At 69.5% G+C, this 25,444-nt stretch carries 20 protein-coding genes and 1 pseudogene; 9 read left to right on the top strand and 12 right to left on the bottom strand.

Going from position 1 to position 25,444, the window contains the following annotated elements:
• Positions 1–43: 43 nt before the first annotated feature.
• Positions 44–709, bottom strand: coding sequence for a response regulator (locus ACWEN0_RS23310; protein WP_451977066.1), 666 nt, complete (start codon positions 707–709; stop codon positions 44–46).
• Positions 706–1,854: a sensor histidine kinase gene (locus ACWEN0_RS23305; RefSeq protein WP_451977062.1), complete on the bottom strand. Its 1,149-nt coding sequence runs from the start codon at positions 1,852–1,854 to the stop codon at positions 706–708. Before ACWEN0_RS23305 ends, ACWEN0_RS23310 begins: the two co-directional genes overlap by 4 nt.
• A 392-nt stretch (positions 1,855–2,246) precedes the next feature.
• Between ACWEN0_RS23305 and ACWEN0_RS23300 the strand changes: the two genes are divergently transcribed.
• Positions 2,247–3,392: an alpha/beta hydrolase family protein gene (locus ACWEN0_RS23300; RefSeq protein ID WP_451977059.1), complete on the top strand. Its 1,146-nt coding sequence runs from the start codon at positions 2,247–2,249 to the stop codon at positions 3,390–3,392.
• A 280-nt stretch (positions 3,393–3,672) separates the two neighbouring features.
• On the opposite strand, the gene ACWEN0_RS23295 is transcribed toward ACWEN0_RS23300, so the two are convergent.
• Positions 3,673–4,083 (bottom strand): barnase inhibitor, encoded by a 411-nt coding sequence (locus ACWEN0_RS23295; protein ID WP_451977056.1) that lies wholly within the window; start codon positions 4,081–4,083, stop codon positions 3,673–3,675.
• Between the two features lie 761 nt (positions 4,084–4,844).
• Here ACWEN0_RS23295 and ACWEN0_RS23290 point away from each other — a divergent pair.
• From ACWEN0_RS23290 to ACWEN0_RS23270, 5 genes are all read left to right on the top strand, one after another.
• A complete protein-coding gene (locus ACWEN0_RS23290; RefSeq protein WP_451977053.1) occupies positions 4,845–5,297 on the top strand; it encodes an Hsp20/alpha crystallin family protein in 453 nt (150 codons plus the stop codon).
• A 3-nt stretch (positions 5,298–5,300) separates the two neighbouring features.
• Positions 5,301–6,020 (top strand): type 1 glutamine amidotransferase domain-containing protein, encoded by a 720-nt coding sequence (locus ACWEN0_RS23285; protein ID WP_451977050.1) that lies wholly within the window; start codon positions 5,301–5,303, stop codon positions 6,018–6,020.
• Between the two features lie 40 nt (positions 6,021–6,060).
• Positions 6,061–6,651, top strand: coding sequence for an HdeD family acid-resistance protein (locus ACWEN0_RS23280; RefSeq protein ID WP_451977047.1), 591 nt, complete (start codon positions 6,061–6,063; stop codon positions 6,649–6,651).
• A gap of 35 nt (positions 6,652–6,686) precedes the next feature.
• Positions 6,687–7,829: a baeRF10 domain-containing protein gene (locus ACWEN0_RS23275; protein ID WP_451977045.1), complete on the top strand. Its 1,143-nt coding sequence runs from the start codon at positions 6,687–6,689 to the stop codon at positions 7,827–7,829.
• 1,216 nt (positions 7,830–9,045) lie between these two features.
• Positions 9,046–9,411, top strand: a complete 366-nt coding sequence (locus ACWEN0_RS23270; RefSeq protein WP_451977042.1) for a hypothetical protein — start codon at positions 9,046–9,048, stop codon at positions 9,409–9,411.
• A 33-nt stretch (positions 9,412–9,444) separates the two neighbouring features.
• On the opposite strand, the gene ACWEN0_RS23265 is transcribed toward ACWEN0_RS23270, so the two are convergent.
• Complete coding sequence (locus ACWEN0_RS23265; protein ID WP_451977039.1) at positions 9,445–15,864, bottom strand: RHS repeat-associated core domain-containing protein; 6,420 nt, start codon at positions 15,862–15,864, stop codon at positions 9,445–9,447.
• A 764-nt stretch (positions 15,865–16,628) separates the two neighbouring features.
• Between ACWEN0_RS23265 and ACWEN0_RS23260 the strand changes: the two genes are divergently transcribed.
• Positions 16,629–17,087 (top strand): hypothetical protein, encoded by a 459-nt coding sequence (locus ACWEN0_RS23260; RefSeq protein ID WP_451977037.1) that lies wholly within the window; start codon positions 16,629–16,631, stop codon positions 17,085–17,087.
• Between the two features lie 647 nt (positions 17,088–17,734).
• Positions 17,735–17,986 (top strand): annotated as a pseudogene (locus ACWEN0_RS23255) (Imm26 family immunity protein); the annotation flags it as partial.
• A 225-nt stretch (positions 17,987–18,211) separates the two neighbouring features.
• Here ACWEN0_RS23255 and ACWEN0_RS23250 read toward each other — a convergent pair.
• The 8 genes from ACWEN0_RS23250 to ACWEN0_RS23215 form a co-directional block, all read right to left on the bottom strand.
• Entirely contained in the window at positions 18,212–19,009 is a 798-nt protein-coding gene (locus tag ACWEN0_RS23250; protein ID WP_451977034.1) for a 2-keto-4-pentenoate hydratase, read from the bottom strand.
• A 45-nt stretch (positions 19,010–19,054) separates the two neighbouring features.
• Entirely contained in the window at positions 19,055–19,603 is a 549-nt protein-coding gene (locus tag ACWEN0_RS23245) for a flavin reductase family protein (RefSeq protein WP_451977032.1), read from the bottom strand.
• Positions 19,604–19,626: 23 nt separating this feature from the next.
• Complete coding sequence (locus tag ACWEN0_RS23240; protein WP_451977029.1) at positions 19,627–21,414, bottom strand: electron transfer flavoprotein; 1,788 nt, start codon at positions 21,412–21,414, stop codon at positions 19,627–19,629.
• The gene (locus tag ACWEN0_RS23235) at positions 21,411–21,668 is read right to left on the bottom strand and encodes a rubredoxin (protein ID WP_290057902.1); all 258 of its coding nucleotides are present in this window, start codon (positions 21,666–21,668) and stop codon (positions 21,411–21,413) included. The genes ACWEN0_RS23240 and ACWEN0_RS23235 overlap by 4 nt, the downstream gene beginning before the upstream one ends.
• 85 nt (positions 21,669–21,753) lie before the next feature.
• Positions 21,754–22,569, bottom strand: coding sequence for a 3-(cis-5,6-dihydroxycyclohexa-1,3-dien-1-yl)propanoate dehydrogenase (gene hcaB, locus ACWEN0_RS23230; RefSeq protein ID WP_451977026.1), 816 nt, complete (start codon positions 22,567–22,569; stop codon positions 21,754–21,756).
• A gap of 5 nt (positions 22,570–22,574) precedes the next feature.
• Entirely contained in the window at positions 22,575–22,847 is a 273-nt protein-coding gene (locus tag ACWEN0_RS23225; RefSeq protein ID WP_451977023.1) for a dihydrodiol dehydrogenase, read from the bottom strand.
• 13 nt (positions 22,848–22,860) lie between these two features.
• The gene (locus ACWEN0_RS23220; RefSeq protein WP_451977020.1) at positions 22,861–23,379 is read right to left on the bottom strand and encodes an aromatic-ring-hydroxylating dioxygenase subunit beta; all 519 of its coding nucleotides are present in this window, start codon (positions 23,377–23,379) and stop codon (positions 22,861–22,863) included.
• A 5-nt stretch (positions 23,380–23,384) separates the two neighbouring features.
• Positions 23,385–24,773 carry a Rieske 2Fe-2S domain-containing protein gene (locus ACWEN0_RS23215; protein ID WP_451977017.1) on the bottom strand — a complete coding sequence of 463 codons (1,389 nt, stop codon included), beginning with the start codon at positions 24,771–24,773 and terminating at the stop codon, positions 23,385–23,387.
• Positions 24,774–24,941: 168 nt separating this feature from the next.
• Here ACWEN0_RS23215 and ACWEN0_RS23210 point away from each other — a divergent pair, with 168 nt between their 5' ends.
• Positions 24,942–25,340 (top strand): SCP2 sterol-binding domain-containing protein, encoded by a 399-nt coding sequence (locus tag ACWEN0_RS23210; RefSeq protein ID WP_451977014.1) that lies wholly within the window; start codon positions 24,942–24,944, stop codon positions 25,338–25,340.
• Positions 25,341–25,444 lie beyond the last annotated feature (104 nt).

Genomic DNA, 25,444 nt, shown 5'->3' with positions numbered 1-25,444 from the left:
TGGGGTACTCGTGCCCAGCCGCCTCAGGAGCTTCCAGGATCCGTCAGCCGCCGGCCGTGATGCCGGATCTATAGGCGAACACGACCGCCTGGACGCGGTCGCGCAGGTCGAGTTTGGCGAGGATGTGGCCGACGTGGGTCTTGATCGTGCCCGGTGACAGACACAGCAGCTCGGCGATCTCGGTGTTCGACAGGCCACGGGAAAGTTGTTGCAGAACCTCGCGTTCCCGCCCGGTGAGCAGGCCGAGCCTGGCGTGTTCCGGAGGGTCGACGATGGGCTGCGAGCCGACGAATCGCTCGAGAAGCCTGCGGGTGACGGTCGGGGCGAGGGTCGCTTCGCCCGCCGCGATCACCCGCACGGCAGCGATCAGGTCAGCGGCCAGGGCGTCCTTGAGAAGGAAGCCACTGGCACCGGCGCGCAGCGCGGCGTAGACGTACTCGTCGAGGTCGAACGTGGTGAGCACCAGGATGCGCGGGCTTGTCGCGTCCCGGTCGGCGAGGATCGCCGCGGTTGCCTGCACGCCGTCCAGCTCGGGCATCCGGATGTCCATCAGCACCACGTCGGGACGGGTGCGGGTCACCAGGCTCACCGCGTCCGTCCCGGTGCCGGCTTCGCCAACAACCTCGATGTCCGGCGTGTTGTCCAGGATCATGCGCAGCCCGGTGCGGACCAGCGCCTGGTCGTCGGCGAGCACCACTCTGATGGTCACGGCTGCGGCGCCGCCAGTGGCAGGCTCGCCCGGACGACGAACCCACCTCCCTGGCGCGGGCCGGCCTCGAACGTGCCGCCCAGGACGCTCACTCGTTCTCGCATGCCGCGCAATCCGTGTCCGGTTCCCACCGGGTCATCGAATACCGGAGTCCGCATGTGGCCACGGTCTGTCACCTCGATATGCAGGACAGTCGGCTCGTACCGCACCACGATAGTCGCCGCGGTGCCCGTGCCGGCGTGTTTCATGACATTGGTCAACGCTTCCTGCGCGATACGGTAGCCCGCCAGGTCCACAGTGGACGGAAGTGGACGCGGGCGGCCCTCGACTCGCAGGTCGACCGGAGTGCCCGCGGCTCGTACCTGCGCGACAAGGCGGGGCAGCCGCTCCGCGCCGGGCGCGGGCGCCCAGTCCGGGGTGTCCTGCCCGAGTGCCCCGAGCAGCCGCCTGGTCTCCCCCAGCGCGGCGCGCCCGGTCTCCACAATGGCCCCGAGCGCTTCACCGGTGCGCTCGGGGCGACGCATCAGTTCGGCCTGTCCGCCCTGAGCCTGGAGCACCACCACCGACAACGCGTGCGCCACCACGTCGTGCAACTCCCGGCTGATCCGGCCGCGTTCGGCCGCCACGGCGAGCGCGGCCTGGGTGTCCCGCTCGCGTTCCAGCTCCTCGGCCCGCCGTTCCAGCCCGGCCAGCCTGGCCCTGCGCTGGTAGCTGCTGCGTCCGCCCAACCACGCGGCCAGCAGCACCAACGCCAACACCGGGAACCCGCCCCACGTCGTCACCTGAGGTTCGGTTCGGTCCCGCGGGGACGCTACCGGCGCGATGGGTGGTGCGGGGGCGGTCAAGCCGTTCGACGCGCCGATCTCGGGCCGGCTGCCGAACGAACTCACCTGGCCAAGGCCGGGCCAGGTGTGGTTCACCGCGTGCGCGTACAACTCGCATCCCGCCGCCGCCAGCAGACCCGCCAGCAGCAGGGCGAGTGAGAGTCGTCGGGGCCGGACGGCGGCGACCATGCACAACCCGATCGGTCCGACGAGGTCCACCGGCAGCGGCTCGGCGCCGAAGGCAAGGTGCCCAAGCGCAGTCAACATCCCGACCGCGAAGGTGAGCACGGGCCGACGATGTCCGACAAGCAGGACGGCCATCGCGGCCAAGGTACCCAGCCACCACAGCCACCCGAAATATGGGCTCGGGTGCCGGAGGACCCCGGTGGAGGTCCCCACGGCAAGCGCAAGACCGACGTCGACGGCTACCGGCGAACGCAGGACACGGCCCGCTCTCGCCGGCTCTGCGGCCAGCCGCCCTGCCCACTCCTGCGCCGCGGTCAACCGCGAAGACGTCCCCATGATCGGCCGAGCCTAGTGCGGCACCGGCCGCAGCGGATCTGCCGCGAGGGGGAGATCGACCTGTGCCTCGCGGCAGAGAAAGCCGCGAGGCAAGACGTGCCCTGCGACCGATGTGCGAAGACTGCGCGGCAATCCACGCTGTAGCGCATGGGAAACCCTCATCCTCCGACATATCGGGAAACGGACTCAGTATGAGAAGGACGCACCGAGCAGTTCTCGCCGCCACGCTGGCTGCGATCGCTGGTGTCGGTATCACGACCGGCGCCGCCGCAGCGGCACCACCGGCAGGGTCGGCACCACGACTGACGCTGCCGGCACCCACCGGCCGCTACGCCGTCGGCGCCACCGAACTGCACCTGACCGACCGGTCGCGGGTGGACCCGTGGGTGGCGGAATCCGGACCGCGCCAGCTGATGGTGTCGATGTTCTACCCGGCTCTGCTGCCCGTCGGGCCGCCACGGCAGTATCTGACCCCGCAGGAGGCCGCGCTGCTGCTGGCCGCCAAGGGCCTCCCCGGAGTCTCACCCGACGTTCTCGCCGCGACCAGGAGCAGCGCGCACGAGGGCGCGCCGCCGCTCCCCAGCCGGCACGGATTGCCCCTGGTGATCTTGACGCCGGGCGCGGGTATGCCCCGCTCCATTCTCACCGGGCTGGCGGAGGACCTGGCCAGCAAGGGTTACGTGGTCGCCGACATCGGGCCGAACTACGAGACCTACGGGCTCGCGTTCCCGGACGGCCACGTCACGACCTGCACACTGGCCTGCGCCGACAGCACCCAGCCCACTGTCGGGCTGAAAGTGCGGATCGACGACACCTCCTTCGTCATCGACCAGCTGACCGGCCCGACCGCGTCCTGGGCGCTTTCCCGGCTGATCGACCCGACGCGGATCGGCCTGGACGGCGACTCCGTCGGCGGCTACGCCGCGCCGCACAGCATGCTGGCCGATCGCAGAATCCGGGCCGGGGTGAACATGGACGGCAGGGTCTGGACGCCGCTGCCCGCATCCGGGCTGGACCGGCCGTTCCTCATGCTGGGTCGCGAGAGCGAGCGCACCCCCACCGGCGCGGACCCGACCTGGCCGGACACCTGGACACACCTCACCGGCTGGAAGCGCTGGCTCACCGGTGCCGACTTCGCGCACGCCAGCTTCACCGACACCTTCGTGCTGACCGACCAGCTCGGCGTCTCCCCGCCCGGGGTGATCAGTGGCGTCCGGTCGATGGAGCTGACCCGCGCATACATCGGCGCGTTCTTCGACCTCACGCTGCGCGGCTGTCCACAGCCGCTGCTCGACGGTCCGACCGCCGCGAACCCCGAGGTCAAGTTCTGGCCCTGACCAGGGTCGTTCCACCGAATGCCGCAGTCGCCATGGTTCCGGTCCTCGACCGGGGCCATGGCGTTTCCGAACCCCGCGTCATGCCACACGGCCTGCGCGTAGCCGACGGCGAGGCATGCCTGCGCGACAAACCGACCAAATACGTCACCAGCCGGCACGGCGGCCAGGACGGCAACTGGACAACAGCGACACCAACCGAAACCCCCAGTCCGGTCAGGCAATCGAACGTCCGGTCATGCCGAGAAGCGGATGTCCTGGTCGACCGGAAAGATCCAGCCGATCAGAGCAATTCGAGGCGGATGCCGTCCTGGGGTTGGTCGGGGCCGTGATCGCGGATGATTTCGACGTTCTCGTCGAACAGCGTTGCACCTTCCTCTCGCTCCGCCCGGCGGAGCCGCGCCTGGATGACCGGGCGGTTCGACGGGTGGCAAGTGCGGAGAAGTTGCTGCAACCTGCGCGCCGTCGCCTCGTAGCCGAGTGCGGACCTGGACAGCTCGGAGTTGAGCCAGCGCAGGACCCATCCGTTGTCAGGTGTTCCGAAGCCTCCACCGAGGATGTCGTTGAACGCATCCAGGTTCCCTCGCCATGTGTAGCCGTCGAGCAGCCGTGAGAACTCGCGGGCGAACCCGTCGAAGTCGGAGAAGCGGGCTCCGTCGATGGTCAGCCTGCCCGAGCCCTCTGGGGAAATCACAGTGCCGGACAGGTCAGCGCCTCAGCAGCCAGCCGCCGGACCTCACTCCAGTCATCGCCCGCGAACCACTCGCGGCGGTCAGCGCGACCTCACGGTTGCGCGCTTCCACGTACATGTACTGGTCGTAGCCGACATGGACGAAGAACCCGCCCTCGGCTTCGAGCCGACACCACGCACCAGTTCACGCCCGACGTCCAGGGTGATCGGCGCGCCGTCGTGGTGAGCGGTGAGGTCGGGTGGGCACCGGTCGCGCAGTTCGTGGCCGTCGTCGGGCGACTCTCATCCGAAGTGGACCCCGCTGACCGCGAGGCGTCGGGCCGGTGCCGGGTCGGTGATCGTGGCCGGGTCCCAGGACGCGGGCGGGAACAGTCGCCAGTCCATCGCCGCCGAGGCGAGGTGGTGCCGATTCCCGCCATGGCGATATCCGTCCTGACCTGGCGTCCGTCGCCCCGGGCCGGCGAGAAGCGACCAGTCCGAGCCGCCTGATCGCCGCACGCACAGTCGACCTGGGAGGGTGAATTGCGCCGGCAAAAACCATCCCCGGAGTCTGAGTCGCCGCCCGCCCGCGGCGGCCATGCTTGGCCCATGGACCACGACCAGTTCGCCGACGAGGTGGCCGAGCGGGCCGACCTCCCGCGGGAACAGGCCGCGGCGCCGGGCGAACGCATCAGTGGCGGAGGCTCGGCGCTTCGACAAGTTCATCCGGGCTCAGGGAATGGCCCCCGTCCCCGAGACGGTCGAGTGACAGGAGGAGATCGACCATGACGCTGCCCGTCAGGCGTTCTGCCGGCCAGGCGGATCGATGGAACCCCTTCCGCGGATTCGAAGAGCTCTACCAGCAGATCGACCGGCTCGCGCAGTCGGCCTCGGGCACCGCACCGGACGGCGGGCCGTGGCTGCCGGCCGGAGACGTCTCGGAAACCGACGACGCCTACCTGGTCGAGATCGAACTGCCCGGCGTCCGGCGGGACGACATCGACGTCGAGCTGTACGGCAACGAGCTGGTCGTCACCGGTGAGCTGAAAGAGGTGGAGCGCAAAGGTTTGCTCCGCCGCCGCACCCGCCGGGTCGGGGAGTTCGAGTACCGGGTGACGCTGCCCGGTGACATCCGCGCCGACGGCATCGGGGCCGCACTCGACAGCGGCGTGCTCACCGTCCGCGTCCCGAAGGTGGACGCCACCAAACCCAGCAAGATCAAGATCACGGGTGGGTGACCCATGACCCGAATTCTGCTGGCGCTGTCCGGCAGCGACCACTGGACTCTCAAGGACGGCAGCCGGCACCCGACCGGCTACTGGGCCGAGGAGTTCGTCGTTCCGCACAGCGTGTTCCGTGCCCAGGGGATCGACGTGACCCTCGCCACTCCGGGCGGGGTGGCGCCCACCGTGGACCAGGTGAGCCTGAACCCGGAGAGGGCGGGCGGCGAGATGAAGGCCGCCGCGTTCCGCGACTACATCGACGCCCTCGCCGCCGAACTGGCGCAGCCCATGGCGTTGGAGCACGCGGTCGGGCACGTCGCCGACTATGACGCCCTCTTCGTCCCCGGCGGCCACGGGCCCATGGAGGACCTGGCCGATTTCCAGCCGCTCGGACAGATCCTCACCGAGTTCACCGGCTCGGATCGTGTGGTCACAGCCGTCTGCCACGGTCTGGCCGGACTGTTGCCGGCCAACCGGCCGGATGGCGGCTGGTTGTTCGACGGTAGGCGGTTGACGGGGTTCACCAACGAGGAGGAACGCTTGGCGGGCCTTGCCGCCCGTGCGCCGTGGCTGCTGGAGGACCGGCTGCGGGAACGTGGCGCGGACTTCCAGGCGGGGCCGCCGTGGGAGCCGCACGTGGTGGTGGACGGCATCCTCGTCACCGGCCAGAACCCGGCGTCGTCCCAGGCCGCCGCCGATCGGACGCTGGCCGAACTGCGCGTACACAACGCACTGTGACACCGATGTTTTCCACGATCGAGGAAGGGAGGTTCCAGCCGTGTCGACTGGTTCATCCACACCCGCCGCCGGCGCTGTTCTGACGGGTCTACCGCTGCCCGACGTGTTCCGGATGATGATGGTGCGCGGTGCCGTCGCCGTCGTGTTCGGCGTGCTGGCGCTCGCGTGGCCCGCCGTCACCGCCCTGGTCCTTGCCCTGCTCTTCGGGGCCTATGCGCTGGTCAACGGGGTCAGCGCGATCATCACGGCGATCCGCGACGACGGCCTGTTCCACCGCTGGCTGGTCGCCCTGAGCGGCGCGCTGAACGTCATCGCGGGCGGGCTCACGCTCTTCTGGCCCGGTATCACCGTGCTGGCACTGACCTTCGTGGTCGGCGCGTGGGCGCTGGCCACCGGGATCAGCGAGATCGTGACCGCGGTCCGGTTGCGCCGAGTGGTCCGGCACAAGGGGTTCCTCGTCATCGCCGGTGTTCTCTCGGTGATCGCGGGTGTGCTGCTCGTGTGGCATCCGCTGGCCGGTGCGCTCGGCATCGCGGTCGTCGTCGGCACCTACGCCGTGCTGTACGGGTTGCTGCTGATCGGCCTCGGGGCCTGGCTGCGGCACGTGGTCCGCCATCCGGCGACCACCTGAGCAGCGTTGGCGCTGCGTGCGGGAAGCGAGGAACGATGATCACCGCTGAGACGGTCAACCGGATACTCCGGTTGAGCGGCGACGGGCTGCCACTCACGTCCGTGTACGTGCGGGTGCCGGTCGACCCGAAGGACCGGGCCGATCTGCTCGGCCGGCTGGACACCGTGCTGGACCAGGTCGAGCCGATGGCCAAGGACAAGTCGGTGGACCGGGCCGTCCGGCTGTCGCTGCGCGGCGACCTGGAGCGCATGCGCGAGGCGGTGAAGATCGAACATTGGCGGCCCGGCTCGGTGGCGTTCTTCTCGTGCAGCGCCCGCGACATCTTCGAGGCGGTTCAACTGCCGCGCGCCGTGCGGGACCGTGCCGTGCTGGACGACACCCCGTTGGTGCGGCCGATGCTGGCCGTGCTCGAGGAGTACGCGCGGTGCTGTGTCGCGGTGGTGGATCGGGCAAAGGCGCAGATGTGGGAGTTGTTCGCCGACGAGATCGAGCCGGTCGGCTCGCTGTCCGACCGGAAGCTGCGCAAGCCGGACTACGCGGCCAACCTGGCCGAGGACAAGGTGCACAACAAGGCCGAGGAACTGGCCAAGAAGCACTACCAGCACACCGCGGCGGAGCTGGCGGAACTGTACGAAACGGACGGTTACGACCTGCTCGCCGTCGGCGGCCACCGGGTCGAGGTGCCGCACTTCCTGGACGCCCTGCCCCGCGACCTGCGCGAGCGGGTCGCCGGCACGTTCACCGTCGACCCGCACGCGGTCGACCTGGGCGAAATCAAGCAGAACGCGGACGCGATCGTCGCGCGGTACCAGCGCGACGTCGACCTCAAGCTGGTCAGGGAGGTGGTGGAGAAGGCGGCGATGGGGAGGGGTTACGGCGTGCTCGGCGTCGCCGGCTGCCTGTGGGCCGCGACCGTCAAGGCGGTGGAGACGCTGCTGGTCCAGGACGGCGCCACGGTCGCCGGCGTCGTGTGCACGAACTGCGACTGGATGGGCATGTCCGGTGACACCTGCCCGCTGTGCGAGCACGCGACCCGCCCCACCGCGGACATCCTGGACGAGCTGGCGCAGGCGGTGATCGACGAGAGCGGCGCGGTACGGCACGTCAAGGCGGACTCCGAGATCAAGGAACACCTGGCCGGCGCCTCGCTGCGGTTCCCGTTGCCGCCCTTGCCGTAGCGGTGGTTCGGGCAGTGCCGTCGCTCCAGCCACGACAACCACTCGGCAGGCCGTCATGAAGATCCGCTTTCGGCGCCGTGCCACGGATTCCGCTCTCCGAGACCGGGGAAACAGCACATCACCTGGGACGTGGTCCACCGGAGCGTCCGCTTCCGGCACGCACGGGCGGCAGAGGTCGTCGTCGATCTCTCCCCCCGGGTTCGGACCCGACAGACGCCGCCACACCCGGCGCCTGTGGGGCCGTCCGTTCCGCGCCACGAACTGGAACGCCTCCGAACGGCCTGGCGCCGACCGGTCCAGCCCTCACCACGGCCGACCGCCGACTAACGTCCAACCGTCGATCCCTCGTCATGGACGCATCGGGTACCGCGTTGCTGCCCTCTGCCCGCCCTGTCGACCATCCGTTCAAGCCGACGAGCGGACGCCGATGCGGTCAATCGGTGCAGCCCGTTGCGACTGCACCGGCTCTCTAAGTCAGGCATCATCTCCTTCTCGTCGATGCGACATCGCCCCCAGAACCGCCCTCGCGAGCCGAGCGCACGCCCATGCCGCTGGTCACGCACCCACATCCAGTCATGCCGAAGAGCGTGCGTAGCGAATTCCGTATCCGGCCCAGCTCGGTCTGCGCTGCCGGAACTACCCGGCCGGTTCATCGAGGCGATTCAAGGCGTCGCGAAAGTTACCGCTCTGGCCGAGGCCTGCGAGCACGACAATCATGTTATCCACGCCGCACTCACGGACGATCAGGCCGTCGAAGCACCAAAGTAGCCGCCACGCTGTGATCTCCGGTGCCGGCCCATACCGACATGAGATGTTTGACCTCGGCCGGCGTGAAGATCGTCGCTCGGCCTGGCTCATGCTTCTCGCCGAGCACGAGCGCGTCTTGCCCCGGTTGGCAGCCGTGCGGGACGGCCTGGACGCCACTGTCGATCCGGTGCGTGTGCCCGCCGACTGCGTCGACGGGTTCCTCGGCGCAAACTGGCGGAGGCCGGCCGCCCACGCGGAGATGCTCCGCTCTGCATGTACCAGCTTTACCAGCGCCTTCCGGAGATTCTCGGCAGACACCGGACGCTGATACAGCTCACGATGGCGCCAGTCCCCAATCGAGCGTGCTTCAGCAACTCAGCATCCACTTCACGCCCTCCCCTCCACTGCAGCACCGTCCGAGTCGGCGCTCTGGCCAACAACACCGGCGCCGCGCCGCTAGTCTGTGGTAGTGATCGTTCCCGACCGCGAGCAGGTGACGCGCACCTGGACCGACCTGATCTCTGGCTCGACCACCAGGGCCGACGCGCACTCCTGGGCAGCGCCGTGGGTGGAAGACACTCCAGAGCTGGTCACCGATCCGATGACCAGGAACGCGCTCCTCCACCTGCACGGCTTCGACCAGGCCTACACCGACGACGGCGAAGTCGGGCACGGCGTCAGCACCGACTGGCTGCACAGCGAAGAAGACATCGTCGCCGCCTTCACCCGCTGGCAGGCCGCCACCGCCGAATACGACGAGGACCCCGCCGGCTATGCCGCCAGGGCCCGCCAGCGGGCCCTGGCGCAGCTGCGCAGGGAACAGGCGGAGTCCTGACCGGGTGCGGCAAACCCGCACCCGGTCCGGCGTTCACTCCCAGCTACCGCAGGCCAGCTGCTTCTCCACGTACTTCAGGGTGCTGTGGAACGAGGTGATCGGCCGGCCACTCGGGTTGGCCGGGTCCCGGATGACCACGTCCACGTTGCCGTCCCCTGTCTCGAGGACCCGGATCATGTTGCCGCTGTTGGCGTCGAAGTAGAGGTCGCCGTTCTGCCAGACGTGGTTGACGTCGATCTGCCGGCCGCCGGACTGTACCTGGCCGTGGACGTCCCGTGGCGCGGTCGAGCCGCCGTCCCCGGCTGCCGTGTGCGCGACCGCGACCCCGCCGACGGCGACCGCGGAGCCGACCAGGCCGGCACCCACCAGGACCCCGCCGTCGATGGCCAGCGCGGTTCCGCCGCCGGCCAGTGCGACGGTCGCCACGGCGCCGCACGGTTCGAGCACGATGCACGCGCCGATGCCGAGCGCGGCCCCCGCGACCGCCGCGCCGATCCCGAGGCATTCCCAGAAGCCGCAAAGGCCCGTGGGATCGGTGTAGTTGACGGGGTTCCCGCCCGCGTACGCGTACGGCGTGCGGGTCTTGTCGACCAACGGATCCGGCGTCAGGAACAGGGCCGACACCGGGTCGTAGTACCGGGCCCTGAGGTACACCAGCCCCGACTCGGCGTCCGTGTACTGGCCGGTGAACAGCAGCGGCGTCGTCACCGTGCCGGTCGTGCTCACCGCACCGTAGGGGGTGTACGTGTCGCGGCTGACCAGCCGTCCCGCGTTGTCGAGCAACGCGGCCGTCGAGCCGACCTGGTCGTGTACGAACCAGGCCGTGCCGGCCGTGCCGACCTGTTCGATCGGCAGGCCGTCGGGGCCGTACACGAATTGGTGGTCGCCGTCGGACAGCACGTTCGGCGTGGACTCCGCGTCCCAGACGAAGGTGGTGGTCCGGCCGGCCAGCGTCTTCGTCGCCCGCAGACCATCACCGTTGTAGGTGTAGGTCGCCGACCCGCCCGCGCCGCTGTACGACGTCAGGCGCGCGGCCTGGTCGTAGCCGTACGCCGCCGAGCCGGCCTTGGTGCGGTTTCCGTTGCCGTCGAACGTGTCCGCGGTCAGCTGCCCGGCCGGGTCGAACGACTGCGCGAGTGATCCGACCGTGGTCGGGTTGTTGGCCGCGTCATAGCCGAAGGACACGCCCTTCGCGCCGGCCAGCTGCTCCCGCGGGCTGTAGCTGACGTCGCCGGTCGCGCCGTCCGCGGTCACCGAGGACACCTGGCCGAGCGCGTCGCGCCCGTAGCCGAGCGAGAGCACCGTGCCGGCGGCCGTCCCAGTAAGCTGATCGGCGTCGTTGTAGCTGTTGGTGACCGTCACGCCGTTGGGATAGGCGATCGTGGTGACCTGTCCGTCGGCGTTGTAACCGAACCCGGTGGCGTTCCCGTTCCAGTCGGTCACCTTGGTCAGCCGCTCGGCGTCATCGAAGGACCGCGCCACCGGCGTGGTCTGACCCGGGTAGGCGATCGACGTCAGGTTGCCGGCGTTGTCGTAGCCGTACCCCACCGCCGCGCCGGAGCCCTGGGTCTGCGCGGTGACCTCGCCGAAGGCGTCGTAGGTCCAGGTCGACTTGCCGGTGCCGTCGGTTCGCGAGACGCGCGCGCCCACCGGGTCGTAACCGTAGGAGACAGCGGGCGTCACACCGTCCGAATAGGACAGGGTGGTGAGCCGACCGGCGGCGTCGTAACCCTTCGTGGTAACCCGGCCGGTGGCGTCGGTCGCGGTCACGCCGAGGCCGGCGGGGTCCAGCCGCCGGCTGGTGACGCGGTGGTCCGGGTCCGTTCTGGAGACCTGGCGGCCCTGGCCGTCGTAGCCATAGGACGTCGTGTTCCCCAACGCGTCCTTGGTGTCGGCGATCGTGCCGTCCGCGTTGTAGTCGGTGACCTGAGCGGTCTTGTCCGCTTGGGTGACCGTGGTGGCCCGGTCGGCGGCGTCGAACGTCGTGGTCGTCGTGCGGTTGTTCGCGTCGGTCGTCGACGTCCGCTGGTGATCGGAGTCGTAGGTGACCGAACTGTTGTGCCCCAGCGGATCGGTGGTCTTGAGAAGCTGACCGAACGCGTCCAGGGTGTAGGACGTGGTCTTGCCGTTGGGATCGGTCGCCGAGGTGAGCCAGCCGGTGCCGGTGTTGTAGCCGAACTGGGTCTTGTCCCCGACCGCGTCGGTGACGGTCGCCTTGTCCCCGGCCGGGTCGTAGGTGAACGTCGTGGTCTTGCCGTTCGCATCGACCGACCGGCTCAGGTCGGCGGGGTGCGCGGCGTCGTCGTAGTACGACCGGGCGGTGCGCGTCGGCGCCGGCCCGAAGTTGCCGGTGATCGACTCGACGACGTTGTTCGCCTTGGTGATCGTGGTCGACGTCGGCGCGGCGGTGTTCGGGTCGTACGTCGTGACCGTGGCGACCCCGTTCGCGTCGATCGTCTCGACCAGGTTGTCGTTGCCGTCGTAGAAGTAGTTCGTCGTGAAGCCGAGCGGGTCGGACTCCGCCGTCTTGTTGCCGTGGTCGTCGTAGCTGAACGTGCGCACGTTGCCGTCGGCGTCCGTCGCCGTGGACACGCCGAGTGTCACGGGATCGTAGGTGAAGCTCGACGTGCCGGCGTCCGCCGTGCCATAGCCCTTGGTCTCCGAGACCAGCAGCCCGTTCTGGTACGTGTCGAGCGTCTTGTGCCCGCCCGCGTCGGTGACCAGCGTCTGGCCGGCCGCGGGGTAGCCGAAGGTGGTGACGCCGCCATCGGGATCGGTCTGGCTGGTGACGCGCTCGGCGCTGTCGTAGGCCATGGCGGTGACCGCGTTCGCCGGACCGTTGTAGTTCTTGGCCGACCGCATGGCCGTCATCAGGTGCCCCGCGGCGTAGCCGTACTGCGCGTGCCCGCCGCCCACGTCGATGACGTCGGTCAGGTTGCCGTCGCTGTCGTAGGTGTAGGAGACGTGCCGGCCGGCGGTGTCGTCCAGCCCGGTGATGTGGTTGCCGGTCCAGGTCAGCGTGTACGCGCGACCGGCCGGGTCGGTGATCGTCGCCAGGTGGCCGGCGCCGTCGTAGGCGAGGGTGGTCTGGTACGGCGGGTTCGCCTTGCTGCCGGCGAGGTCCGTCTCGCCGGTGAGCCGGCCACTCGTCGCGTCGAAGGTGAAGATGTCCTTGCCGCGCCTGGTGTACACGTAGTTCGAGCCGGTCTTGACCAATGTCGCGTCGAACCTCGGCGCCGCCGTGGTGTAGGTGCCGGACGAAGCGACGAAGGCGACCTGCGAACCGTCCTCCTGCCGGATCGTCACCCCGCCGTCCGCAGCAGTCGTCGCGGTCACGTTGTACGAATAGGTCCAGCCCCAGCCAAAGGGACCGTCCGCGGCCAGTGTCTTGTTGGGGCCGTTGGGATCGGCGATACCTTCGGCGTAACTGCGTGTGAAGGCCAGCGCCTTGCCCCGGCCCGGCGTGGTCAGGTCGGTGAAGGTGTCGCCGAAGTAGCCGGTGGACGTGTCGACCGGGTCGCCCGCGGTCCGTCGCGCGCAGCCGCACGCGATGAACGCCGGGTTGGACCCCCTGGGCGCGTCCTGGATGCCCGGCGGGCCGCCGATCGGCTGCCCGGGTGTACCGCCCTGGGGAACGAACGCGATCGCGTCGAAGGCCACGTCGAAGTCGGAGTAGCCGAAGCCCCCGTTGTCCTTGGAACTACCGACGTTGTTCAGGGTGACGTTGCCGCCGTTCTGCATGGCGAACGTCCCGATGGTGACCCACTGCTCGGAGTTCCAGGCTTGGTTGATGCGGATCTTCCACGGCGAGACCCCGCCGCCGGGGTTGATGGTGTAGACGACGTTGGTCGCTTCCGCGCCGAGGCCGGGGATGTGCAGCTTGACCTTGTAGTACTGCAGCGACGGCAGGTTGGGCGTCCACACCCCGGTGTTGATCAGGGCCGGGTTCGTGCCGTCTTCGGTGTGGGTGAACAGCACCCGGCCGCCGAGGCCGGTGCCGAGCTGGTGGGTGTCGATCGCACCGATCGGGTCACCCGCGGAGTTGGTGCCGTAGGTGTAGGTGAACGTGCCGTTGCTCGACCAGTTCGCGCCGCCGCAGCCCTGCAGGTTGAGGCGGTTCGGTTCGTCGTCGACGATGATCGACCCGCTGGGCACCTTCGAGGTGTCCTGGCTGCACGTCGGCGGGTTCTGCGTCGGGTTCCCGGGTTCACTTCCGCCCGACACCGCGTACGGGCTCGTCGCGCATGTCGTGGCGCAGTTCGGGATCCACGTCACCGGGTCGTGCCACCAGCACTGGAAGTCATCCAGCATGCAGTGGCTGGCGCCGGGGTTGGACGTGTTGGTGTTGTTCGGGTCGCACTGGTTCGCGGACAGGGAACACATCGCGGTGAACGGCGCCGGCTGCACCCAGCGCTGACCGCCGTTGTAGGTCGGCTTCGCGTAGGCCGGGCTGCCGTAGCGGATCAGTGGGCTCGCCGTCCAGCCGAGCACGCGCTCCTGGTACGGCCAGCTCGCCGGGTGCGCCGCGTCGGCGTAGGTGTCCTGCAGGTACGGGTCGCGGTTGGGCGGGTAGTCCAGGTTCGCCGGGTTGTTCGTCCAGCCCAGGCCCCAGGTCCCGTGCGGACCGGTGCAGGACGGGCCCGGGGTGCAGCCGGTGGTGTTGCCGTTCGCCGCGTTCGGCTGGACGCCCGAGTTGTACGCCCAGGCCGCGAAGTACCAGTTCTCCAGATACCGCGGGTCGGCGTTGTTCGCGGTGATCCCCGCGGCGTAGAGCTGGTTCCAGGTGGTCTCCAGGATCTGCAGACCGGCGGCGATGTTCTCCTGGTAGTCGACCGCGATCTTCCACTGCCCGTGCGCGGAGAGCGAGCTGTCGCCGATGTGCATGCCGTCGGTGACCTGGCTGATCCCGTACCCGCAGTCGGAAGCGGCGTAGTTGATGGAGACGATGTCGCCGCCGGCGCCGTAGTAGCTGGCGACCAGCGGGTCACCCGCGGTGCCGGCGGGGGCGTGCCAGGAGGCCTGGGACCAGTTCGACTCCTGGGCCATGATGCCCTCGAAGATCGACCGCGGCACGGTGTTCGTCCCGCCCGAAGGGTGCGAGAGCGGGATCAGCGGGAAGTCGCTGTTGGGCGCGTACCCGACGAGTCCCAGGTTCGCGAAGTTCGCCGGACGCGTGTACGCACTGCCGGTCAGCAGGCCCTGCTCGGCCAGTTGCACCGCCCAGTTCACCTGCGCCGGGTTCGGCTGCATGACCTGGCGGTTGGCGTTCAGCGGCGGCACCGCGCACTTCGGCGTCTGCGCCTGGGTGGTGTTCGGCGCGGCGTTGGCCGCTGGTGCCGCGTCGGCCTTCGGGCTCAGGCGGTTCGCGTGCGGTGCCTGCGTCCTGTTTCCCGATGCCGCCGAGTACGTGGGTACCGCCGTGGCGGCCCGGGCCGAGGTCGGCGCGACGGCCGGTGAGAAGACCTTGCCCGTTTTCGTCGCCAGGACGGCCGGCGTGGTCTTCTGTCCGTCGGCGTCCGGGCCGAGCAGCGCGTCGCCGTCGAGCGACGCCGTCGAAGCACCGCGGGCGAGCGGGGTGTCCGCGACGGCCGTGACGTTCGCCGCGGCCAGCACGCTCGCACCGGCCGTCGTGGCACCGGACAGGATGGCGTGCCCACCGCGGCCCTGGGACAGCTGCACGCGGGTGAGGTCGCCGGTGCCGAGGGTCGTGACCGCGCCGCCGTGCTCGTGGGCCGCGGTCGCGACCTTCGCGCCGGGTGCGGTGTGCAGGAAGCTCAAGCCGCCGTCAGCCGAGGGCCGCACGTCGTACACCGCACCGGCGACGGATGCGATGACGGCCGGGCTGCCCATCGCGGGCACGGAAACCAGCCGGTTGCCCGCGGCACCGACGATGCCGGTCGGGGTGGGCACGGCCGAGGTGATCTGCCCCGGCGCGGTGACCGAGCCGATGATCTTCCCGGCAGCGAGGTCCGCGGTCAGCAACCGGGTCTTCTGGTCGATCGCGACGGTGAACACGGCGGCGTCCCCGGCCCCACAGCCGGGCGAGTAGTACTTCAGGCCGACACTGCCGGCGAGAGCGTGCACCGCCCCCGAAGCAAGGTCGACCGAGTAGGCGAAGGCACCGTGATCGCGGGCAACCTGGGTGTTCACCGCCGAGGCGGGCAGGATCGCCAGCGCGGCGAACCGGCCGTCGCCGGACAGGCATTGGTAGCCGGTCCAGGAGGAGTCGTCGAACCCGGCGGGATGGATCAGCGCAGCTTCGTGCCAGACGAAGCCACTGCTCTCCCGGCCGACGTCGAGGTGATAGCCCTGCGCGTCACCCCAGCCGTCGACGGCGACGTCCGCGGACGTCGCCGCGTCCGGACCGAAATCGGCGGGCTTCGCCGACGCGGCCGGACCGGGCCGCGCGGCCGTCAGCGGCTTCGCCTGCACAGCCGAGACCAGGCCGGACATCAACGCCACCACGCTCAGGACGACAGTGAGGACTCGAGCGAATCGAGTGCGGGATCTTTTGCGCGCGCCGACGTACGAACCGAACATAACGGAACCGTCCCCCAAGGCAGCCTGCGAGAGGCACTCAAGTCAGCTGCCCGGAAACCCGGAGCCGCAGGGGAAATCTAACGCGCCCCATGATCGCGACCATCAGCCATTGGAGTGAAGTCTTCCCCGGCGTATTCAAACAACTGATTCCCGGCCATTAAAGCGCCTTTACCTTAGGTGGGGGCGATGCGCACGTACCCGGCGGAACCGGCCGCCCAGGTCTCCAACACCAAGATCTCGCCGCTCTACGAGATGCCGGGGAGGAACCGCCGCGATCGAGTGCCCCGATCGGGAAGAGCGAACAACCCCAGCCCGGCCCCGGACATCTTGTCCTCGACGACTTCGGCATGCCCGGCAGGCGCTACCCGCTTCGCTACCTGCCGAGCACGGAGTCAGCTTCGGCTCGAGTCGCAGTGGGTCCAGTGGCGGTTCCGGCTCACTACGGCGGCCAGGACTTCTCGGCCACCTATGAGGTGCATGACTCTTGAATCGCCAAGGCGGACGGCAGACGCAACAGATCACCGTGTTCCACAGCAGGCCGCAGGCGGCGGAGCCGTTTCGACGACCATCGAAAGCCTTGCTGCGGCCCGCACGCCCCCGTAAGGCTGGAAGCCTGCAGCCGGGAGACGTCACGCGTTGACGCCGCCCGCTGCGTCGACCACCGAAGGGGAGAGTTCATGCGAAAGAAGCTGATCACCCGGACGATGGGTGTCGCAGCACTCTGTGCTCTGCTGATGACTCCACTGACGATGGCGACGGCGAACGCCGCTCCGGCGAGCCCCGCGACCTACCACGGCCACTCGCTCTTCAGGGGCGACGTGATGGCTCCCGACGACTACCTCGACTCCGAGGGTGGCAACTACATCCTGAGAATGCAGACGGACGGCAACCTGGTCGAGTACGCGCCCGGCCTCAGCTGGAAGGTGTGCTGGGCGTCCAACACCAATGGGTGGCCCGGTAGTTATGCCACTTACCAGGGTGATGGCAACTTCGTGGTGTACACCAGCGGTGGCGAGGCGCTCTGGGCAAGCAACACCGTCGGCGACGGCGGCTCAACCGTGGACATCACCTGTTGCTTGCAAACCGATGAGGGCTCGCTGTGGGTCGGCCTCAGGAGGATCCACTACGGGTGCTGACACATCCGGGCGGGTCCCGGTGGCAGCGACGGTCTCCACGGTGACCGTCCTTGCTGCCGCACTGCCTGGTCCCCAAGGCCAACCGCGGGACAGGCAGTTACTCGCCTAGGCGATGTCAGACACCTGGGTTCGTAATGCAGTCCACCGCCCAAGGAGACCACGCTCGCGATGCCGGTCGCCTTCGGCCATGGCGCCATCCGAGAAATTCCGTGGCCGGAACAGTAGCCAGGCACCAGGGTCGTCCCACCGTCCCCTTGAACACGCTGGTCAGCGTAGGGAGACAGCTCGACCGTCGGGTTTGCCCGCGGATGACGTCCCGCACAGCGGGCAGCCGCAGCGAACAGGCCGAGGCTGTCTGCGACCGGAACCAGTTCGTAGACACCGCGGAAGGTCACCAGGTGCGGGCTTGCGCTTGGTGAACTCCCCAAGGCGCTCGTTCCCCACACCTGGCCGGGCAGCGGCACCGTGCGCGGAGTCCCCCTGTCGATCATCGGGACATCATCCCGAAGGGACCGCTCGTCCGCGCCCGCCAGCGGGAACGCAAAGCGTCGTCAGGCCGCATCACTGCTCCGGCGAGTCATCGGCCCCCGGAACGGTAACATCGGCAAGTACATCGAAGCGGCCTGCAGGTACATCGTGGAGCTGTAGTGACCGGAGAGAAGCCGCGGTACGGCGAAGGCACCTGGTTCGCCGTACCCCTCGACTCCGGCGGATACGCGGCCGGTGTACTCGCCCGGCGGGGCAAAAAGCACCGGTCCGTGCTTTTCGGCTACTTCTTCGGTCCTCGCCGCAGCAGCCCGCCGTTGCTCGATGATATGCGCGCCCTGAAGTCCGGCGACGCAGTCTGGGTCCGGCAGTTCGGGCACCTTGGTCTGCGTGACGGCGAATGGCCCATCATCGGTAAGGACCCGAACTTCGACCCGGCTGCCTGGCCCTTGCCACACTTCCGACACCGGGATCGGACTCTGGGGCACTACCTGCGAGTCGAGTACGACCAGAGCGACGTTTCGTTGACGCTCCGCAAGACCAAAGCTACCGGGGCAGAGGTCGCCGGCCTGCCGGAGGAAGGCCTCTTGGACCAGGTTCCTCAGTGGCTTGCAGAACGCGATCACTCCCGAAAAGTCTCACCGCGATTCGCCTTCGGGTGCGAAGGCGACCCGCACCGAGCCGAGGCCGGAAATCTCGGCGTGGAAGACGTCTCCTGGTGTGACGGGGACCATGGGACCGAGTGCGCCGGTCAGCACGATGTCGCCCGCCTGCAGGGGATCTCCCCGGCGGGCCGACGTGGATGCCAGCCAGCGGGCGGCGGCCAGGGGGCTGCCGAGGCAGTCGGCGCCGGTGCCCGCCGAGACCACCTTGCCGTTGCGGGACAACGTCATCCGCACCGTCCGCAGGTCCACCCGGTCCAGCGGCACCCGGGTGCCGCCCAGTACGAACAGGCCGGATGACGCGTTGTCCGCGACCGTGTCCACGATGGAGATGTCCCAGTCGGTGATCCGGCTGTCCACGATCTCCAGCGCGGGCACCGCGAAGCCGGTGGCGCGCATCACGTCCGCCGCGGTGCAGACCGGGTCCGGCAGGTCGTCGGCCAGCACCAGGGCGACCTCGGCCTCGATCTTGGGTTGCAGCAGCCGGCGGGCGGGCACGGTGCCGCCGTCGGCCACGGCCATGTCGGCGAACAGCGCACCGAAATCGGGCTGGGCGACCCCCAGCTGGCGCTGGACGGCCGGCGAGGTCAGGCCGATCTTGCGGCCGGCCGGCCGCCGGCCCGCGGCCAGTGCGCGCTCGGTGTTCAGTCGCTGGACCGCGTAGGCGGCCTCGATGTCGCCGAAGGTGAACAGGTCGCGGATCGGCAGGCACGGCTTGCCGGTGTCGACGGCGTTCTGCAGCCGGTCCGCCGCTTCGCGGACGGCGGTGTTCACGGCAGCCACCGGGTCGGGCGGGTGGGCATGCGATACCTCCAGGGGTCAGGCGCCGAACGGATCCAGGCAGAAGCCGGACCAGGCGTCGGAGTACTCCGGGTCCGCCGCCGGGCTGAGCAGGTGCCGGTAGCGGCCGGAGTGGAACACCAGTGGCTCGCCCGCACTGTCGGCGAGGTGGCGGACCTGGCCGACGAACAACGTGTGGTCACCGGCGGGGTGTGCCTCGACGATCTCCGCGGCCACCTGGGCCAGCGCCCCGGCCACGAGGGGGACCCCGGCGTGGTCGTCGAACCGTGGCCGCAGGTCCGGGTCCGGCCGGCCGCTGAAGTGCGTGCTGAGCGGTTCCTGGTCCGCGGCGAGGACGCTGACGCCGTAGACGCCGCTCTCCACGAGGAGATCGTGCATCCTGGCGTGTCGGGCGATGGACACCACGACGAGGGCGGGTACGAGGGACACCGACATGAAACCGTTGGCGGTCATGCAGTGCGGCCCCGCCGGGGTCGGCGTGCTGATGATCGTGATGCCGGTGGCGAACCGGCCCATGGCGTCGCGAAACCGCCTCGGGTCGACGCTCGCCGGCGCGGCGGTACTCATGGTCCTCCTCGGGTTTCCGGGTTTCAGCTGGCGACCGCTCCGGCCGTCGCCAGCAGCAGGTCCAGCAAGACGCCCTCGACGTTCGCGGTGACGACGGTGTCGACGAGACCGGTGAAGGCGTCGAGCCACGCGCCCGGGTCGACGACGACGATCCGGCCGGCGGCCTTGACCGCCTGCAGCGTGCCGAGGTCGTGCCGCCCGAACCCGAGGTAGACCGCGGGTGCGATGCTGCGGGCCAGTGGGCCGATCTCGAGCTGCGGCGGCGCCTCCCCCGCGGCGACCGCGGCGGCCGTCGCGACGAGCGCGATGCCCGGTGTCGCGGCGACGCGTTCGGCGACGCGGCGGGCCCCGGTGCCCAGGCCGGGCCCGAGCCCGATGACCAGCCGGGCCGCGGCGATCCGCGGTCCGTCCGGACGCTCGACCCGGCGCTCGAGCGCGGTGCACGACGCGTCACCCGTCGCCGTGCCACCGGCGAACTCGACGTCCGGCTCCCGCTGGTCGCGAACCGCTCGCGCGGTGAAGGAACCGGGCCGCAACGTGCCCATCGACGGCGTGGAGTGCGCGATCACGGGCGCGACGACGTCCGCCGACAGCGCCGGTTTGAGCCAGAGCAGGTCGGGCTCGTCGGTGTCGGCGTCACGGACTTCCAGTGCGGTGAAGTCGCCGGTCAGGCCGAGCCCGAGCCGGGCGGCGACACGCGGGGCGTAGTCGCGGCCACGCGCGCTGAAGGGCGCGATCACCGCGAACGGCGCGTGCGCGGCGATCGCCGTGCTCAACGCGTCGGTGACCAGGTCCGTGCGGTAGTCCGCCGGCTCGGTGCCCCGCAGCACCAGCACCCGGTCGGCCCCGTGCGCGTAGAGCACGCGGGGGAGGTCGTGCGGCTCGTCGCACGGCAGCACCGCCACGATCGTGGCCCGCAGCGCGCCCGCGACCGAGCGGGCGCAGGCCAGCGCTTCGAGACTCGCCGGGTGGAGGCCGCCGCCGGGTAGTGGCTCGGCGACCGTCCAGATCTCGCGCGACGGCGTGGGCACGACGACTTCGGCCTCGGGCTCGAGCTGCGCGAAGGCCGCCTCCAGCAGTTCCGCGGTGTCGAACCCGGCCCCGACGTACTCGGCCCGGCGTTCGCGCGCCTCGTGCCGGATCTCGGCCACGAAGGTCGGGGAACCGCGGGTGCCGAAGTCCTTCGGTCCTCCCCCGAGGTCCTCGGCGGTGAGGGTTTCGACGGCCGACGCGTCGGCCTCGGTCACCCACGGTGGCTCGGTGCCCCGCCCGACGGCGACCACGGCGGGCAGCGCGACGGTCCAGGCTTCCCGGCCGACGTCGGTTTCGACGTCCGCGGCGAGCACACCGTCGCCGATCCGCAGGCTCGTGGCCTGGGTCAGCTGCGGCAGCCCGGCCAGCTCCGCGACCTGCGGGCCGACCTGGGCGGTGCCGCCGTCAAGCGTCCACCGGCCGGTGAGGACCAGGTTCGGCCGCTCCCGCTCGACGAGCCGCGCCAGGGTGCGGGCCGTCGCCAGGGTGTCGGCGCCGGCGAAGCGGCGGTCGACCAGGTGCACGGCCCGGTCGGCCCCCCGGCGCAGCGCGTCGAGCAGGGTCTCCGCGGCCGCGGGCGGCCCCATCGTCACGGCCACCACCTCCCAGCCGGTCTCCGCCCGCAGGGTCAGCGCCTGCGCCAGCGCATGCAGGTCCGGCGGGTTGGTGACGACCTGGTCGTCGTCCCGGCGAATCCGTTTCGTCCGTTCGTCGAAGACGCCCCGGCCCGGCACCGGGACCTGCTTGAGGCAGACGAGGACGCGGCCCGGCGTGGTCACCCCTGCGCTCCGGCGTAGGCGTCGTCCTCGACGTCGTACTCCTCGCCCGGCGCCAGCATCCGGAACTCCTTCTTGCGCGCCCCGCACACCGGGCAGACCCAGTCGTCCGGGATGTCGGCGAAGGACGTGCCGGGCTCGATCCCGCCTTCGGGGTCGCCGAGGCGGGGGTCGTACACGTCCTGGCAGACATCGCAGATCCACAGCGCGGTGTCCGGATCGGCCTGGGTTTCTTCGGTAGCCACGAGCGTCTTCATCGACGCCTCCTTTCGAGGGTGGAAAGGAGACGGCCCCGGAACTCGGGGTTTCCGAGGCCGTCTCCCCGCTTGGTGCGGGGGCGGGTCAGGGTTCGAGCCCCGCCATGCGCGTCATCCCGCGCACGCCCAGCCCGCCGTCGCTGTGGATGATCGTGCCGGTCACCGCGGGCACGCGTTCCTTGGCGGCGAGGAACGCGTAGGCCCAGGAGTGGTCCTCCGGCTGGGCGACGACACCCAGGGGGTTGATCCCCTTGATCAGGCCTTCGATGTCCGGGACGTCCTTGAGCGACTGACCTTCGTTGGCCAGCGCGGGAATCCCCCGCAGGTCCGTGATCGTGCCGCCGGGGGCCACGCCGTTGACCCGTACGTGCGGGGAAAGTTCGTACGCCAGCTCGGTCACCAGGCCGCGGACGGCGAACTTCGACGCCACGTAGAGCGGACCACCGCCACCGGGGTAGAACCCGGCGTTGGAAATGGTCAGGATGACCTGGCCCCGGTTCTCGATCAGCTGCTCCAGCGCGGCCTTCACGGTGAGGAGGTTGCTCTTCACGTTGACCGAGAAGAGCTGGTCGAACGCCTCGCCGATCTTGTCCTTCGGCAGCTGCGGGAGCTCGGTGAAGTAGTCGAACACCCCGACCGCGCAGACCACGGTGGTCACCGGGCCGAACGCTTCCGTCACGTCCGCGACGGCGCGTTCGTTGTCCCACATGGAAGTCGCGTCGCCCTGCGTCACGACCACGGCGTCCGCGGGCAGTTTCTCCTGCAGGTCCCGCGCCTTCTCCGGCGAGATCTCGAGGATGCCGACCTTCGCGCCCTCTTGCACGTAGAGGTCGACCACGGCCCGGCCGATCCCCGATCCCCCGCCGGTGACCAGTGCGACCTTCCCGTCCAGGAAACCCATGGGAATCAGTCCTTTCCGAGCAGAGCCGACAGCGGGCGCGCGTTGAGCTCCGTCCCGGGGCCGTACGGGGTGTCGAGCAGCTTCGAATACATTTCGGGCGGCTGCCAGGTGAGGCTTTCCAGCTGCAGCGGGTCGAGCAGCGTCTGGAACCCGAGCCGGGGCGAGCGGACCAGGAGGCGTTCCCGCTGGCCGGTGCTGGTGTAGCTCACCTGGATCACCGTGAACTCGTTGGCGATCTGGATGATCGGGTCCTGGCCCGCGTTGTGGATGATGGTCACCGAACTGCCTCCGTCACATGATCAGGGCGAGGTTGTGCGTCATGACGGTGGTCTGGTCGAGCACGACCACCCGCTTGGCGAGCCGGTAGCCGCCGGCCACCCGGCGGAGCACGTCGTGGCGCTCGCCGGAGAGGATGTCGAACGTCGCGACGTCACCGCGGGTGCGGTACAGCAGCAGGTTCGACTTGACGGCCACCTCGTCCGCCGCCTCGCCGGCGGCGACCCGGACGTTGGTCACGAAGTGCCGTGAGCGGGACGGCGGGTCCTCCGCCCACGCGTACTCGGTTTCCAGGCGCAGCACGCGCATTTCCATCGAGTCCCAGTCGTCGTCCATCAGGGTCATCCCCTCGACGATGTCCGTGTCGGCCTCACGCTCGCGCGTGACCCGCAGCGGCACGACGTACGACAGGTCCTCGGCCACCAGGTCGAGCCACTCGCGGTACTTGCCGGCGTCGAGCAGTTCGGCTTCGGTGAAGAGCCACTCGGTGACTTCACGCACCGTGGCGTCGGTGATCTCGGTTGCGGTGGTCATGGTCGCTACGCCTCCGCCCGCGTGAGCGCTTCGGCCGCGGCGGCGTCGGAGACCTTGCCGTTTCCGGTGTGCGGCGCCGGGTCCGTGACCATCAGCTGCATCCAGTACTCCATGAAGTTGCGCTGGTTGGCTTCGGCGTAGTCCATCGGGAACGCCTTGCCGGGACCGGGCCAGTCGGGGTCGGGCTCGTAGACGCCGCGGCCCATCTGGTAGTTGAGCTCCATCGTCTTGGCGTACTGGGCACCCAGCACCCGGGTGATGCTGCGCCAGTTCTCGGCGTCGTCCTGTTCGAACGCCCCGGAGATCCCGAACGTGCGCACGTAGGCCTGGTAGCTCTCTTCCTTGTACCAGTCCGGCGCTTCCTTCTCGACGAGGAAGAAGGACATGATCTCCATCTTGTCCGGGCCGAGCGGGTGCCACAGCCGGAGCGTGAGGAACGACGTCGGCGGCGAGACGTGGTCCTTCGACATCAGGAAGTTGCCGATCGACAGGTTCGGGAACACGGTGCCGTGGATGAAGGCGACCGGCCGGAACACCTCGACCTGCTCCGGCGAAAGCCGGCGCTGCAGCTGCTCGACGATGTTCTCCGGCATACCCAGGAACTCGGGCAGCGGGATGCCCGGCGGTGGCCCGATGATGCCGAGGCCGTGGCCGTGCTCGGTGTGCACGTGCTCGCCGTAGAGCGCGAACTTCGGGTCCGGCGGGGCCAGCCCGAGTTCCACCATGGACCGGTGCGTCATCATCGTGTGGTAGGCGTCGCCGATGAAGTTGTCCGCGCCGAGCTTCCAGTTCGCGTCGACGACCCAGCGCTGCGGGGCGCCGACGACCTCGAGGCCGGCGTCACTGCGGTCCAGGACGATGTCGAGGTAGAACTTCATGTCCCCGAGGAACTCGTCCAGGGACGGGGCTTCCGGGTCGAGGCAGCCGAAGATCAGCCCCTTGTAGGTGTCCAGCTGCGGGACCGGCTTGAGCTGCCACAGGGACTTGTCCAGTTTGTTGCCGTACGCCTCGCGCCCGGCCGGCACGCCGACGAGACTGCCTTTGTTGTTGTAGGTCCAGCCGTGGTACGGGCAGCGGAAGTGGGACGCGTTCCCCATTTCCGCGCGGCACACCTGCATGCCGCGGTGGCGGCAGCTGTTCAGGTGCCCGCGGACCTGGCCGTCCTCGTCCCGGCAGACGATGAACTGGTCCTCCGAGATGTACCGGACGACGTAGTCGCCGCGCTCCGGGATTTCGCTTTCGTGGGCCAGGAAAACCCACGAGCGGCCGAAGACGCGCTCACGCTCGGCGGCGTGCATCTCCGGGTCGTTGATGATCGCGGCCGGAACGGTCCAGTCGGCCTCTACGTCTTGCAAACCCTTCTCGAGGATCTGCCGGAGTTCATTCCTCAACATGTGACCGCCTTGGCATCGGACATCTTTGTCTCCTCCGAAGAATCGCGGGCCCACAATGCGCCGGGGCCGCCGCGACAGCTTGACTGGCTTTCTAAGATACTAGTATCTTCAGCCTCGTTGTCAAACCCCAGTTGTCCGCCGCGGAGGCGAACCGAAGGAGAGCGCACCATGGGAACACCCGTCCTGTCGCCGGAGTGGATGAAGTCCTACGCCGAGCTCTGGAACACCACGGACGCAACACGCGAGGGCCTCAAGAAGCTGAGCATGGTCGTCGAGTACCGGCTCGCGGAGAACGAGAGCCGCGCGGGCCAGATCGAGGTGAACGCCGGCGAGGTCGTGCGCGCCGGCGCCCCGGCCGAAGGCGTGAAGCCGGACTTCGTGCTGACGGCCAAAGTGGAGACCTGGCAGCGCCTCGGCGAGGGTGAACTGCCCGCCGCCAAGGCGATGGTCACCCGGAAGGTCAAGTTCCGCGGCTCCATGTCGGTGGCGCTGGCCAACCTGCCCGGCCTCGAAGCCGCCATGAAGATGTTCGGACAGATCGACGACACCGACTGGTCGGTGGACTGACCAAGACCGCGGACACCTGAAGCCGGAGCGGGCGTCCGCTCCGGCTTCAGCACTGCCCCGGACGGCGCGAGCCCCTGCTCCACCCGGCCCAATGAGCCGGTCAC

The organism is Amycolatopsis sp. NPDC004378, from assembly GCF_053602455.1.
Note: the sequence above shows the minus strand (reverse complement) of the source record. Positions and strands in the feature narration are given on the sequence as shown.

Coding starts and splice junctions, on each gene's coding strand:
- ACWEN0_RS23305 (WP_451977062.1), bottom strand. CDS start 1,854: ATGGCCGTCCTGCTTGTCGGACATCGTCGGCCCGTGCTCACCTTCGCG.
- ACWEN0_RS23300 (WP_451977059.1), top strand. CDS start 2,247: ATGAGAAGGACGCACCGAGCAGTTCTCGCCGCCACGCTGGCTGCGATC.
- ACWEN0_RS23290 (WP_451977053.1), top strand. CDS start 4,845: ATGACGCTGCCCGTCAGGCGTTCTGCCGGCCAGGCGGATCGATGGAAC.
- ACWEN0_RS23285 (WP_451977050.1), top strand. CDS start 5,301: ATGACCCGAATTCTGCTGGCGCTGTCCGGCAGCGACCACTGGACTCTC.
- ACWEN0_RS23275 (WP_451977045.1), top strand. CDS start 6,687: ATGATCACCGCTGAGACGGTCAACCGGATACTCCGGTTGAGCGGCGAC.
- ACWEN0_RS23265 (WP_451977039.1), bottom strand. CDS start 15,864: ATGTCCGGCCTGGTCTCGGCTGTGCAGGCGAAGCCGCTGACGGCCGCG.
- ACWEN0_RS23260 (WP_451977037.1), top strand. CDS start 16,629: ATGCGAAAGAAGCTGATCACCCGGACGATGGGTGTCGCAGCACTCTGT.
- ACWEN0_RS23245 (WP_451977032.1), bottom strand. CDS start 19,603: ATGAGTACCGCCGCGCCGGCGAGCGTCGACCCGAGGCGGTTTCGCGAC.
- ACWEN0_RS23235 (WP_290057902.1), bottom strand. CDS start 21,668: ATGAAGACGCTCGTGGCTACCGAAGAAACCCAGGCCGATCCGGACACC.
- hcaB (WP_451977026.1), bottom strand. CDS start 22,569: ATGGGTTTCCTGGACGGGAAGGTCGCACTGGTCACCGGCGGGGGATCG.
- ACWEN0_RS23220 (WP_451977020.1), bottom strand. CDS start 23,379: ATGACCACCGCAACCGAGATCACCGACGCCACGGTGCGTGAAGTCACC.
- ACWEN0_RS23215 (WP_451977017.1), bottom strand. CDS start 24,773: ATGTTGAGGAATGAACTCCGGCAGATCCTCGAGAAGGGTTTGCAAGAC.
- ACWEN0_RS23210 (WP_451977014.1), top strand. CDS start 24,942: ATGGGAACACCCGTCCTGTCGCCGGAGTGGATGAAGTCCTACGCCGAG.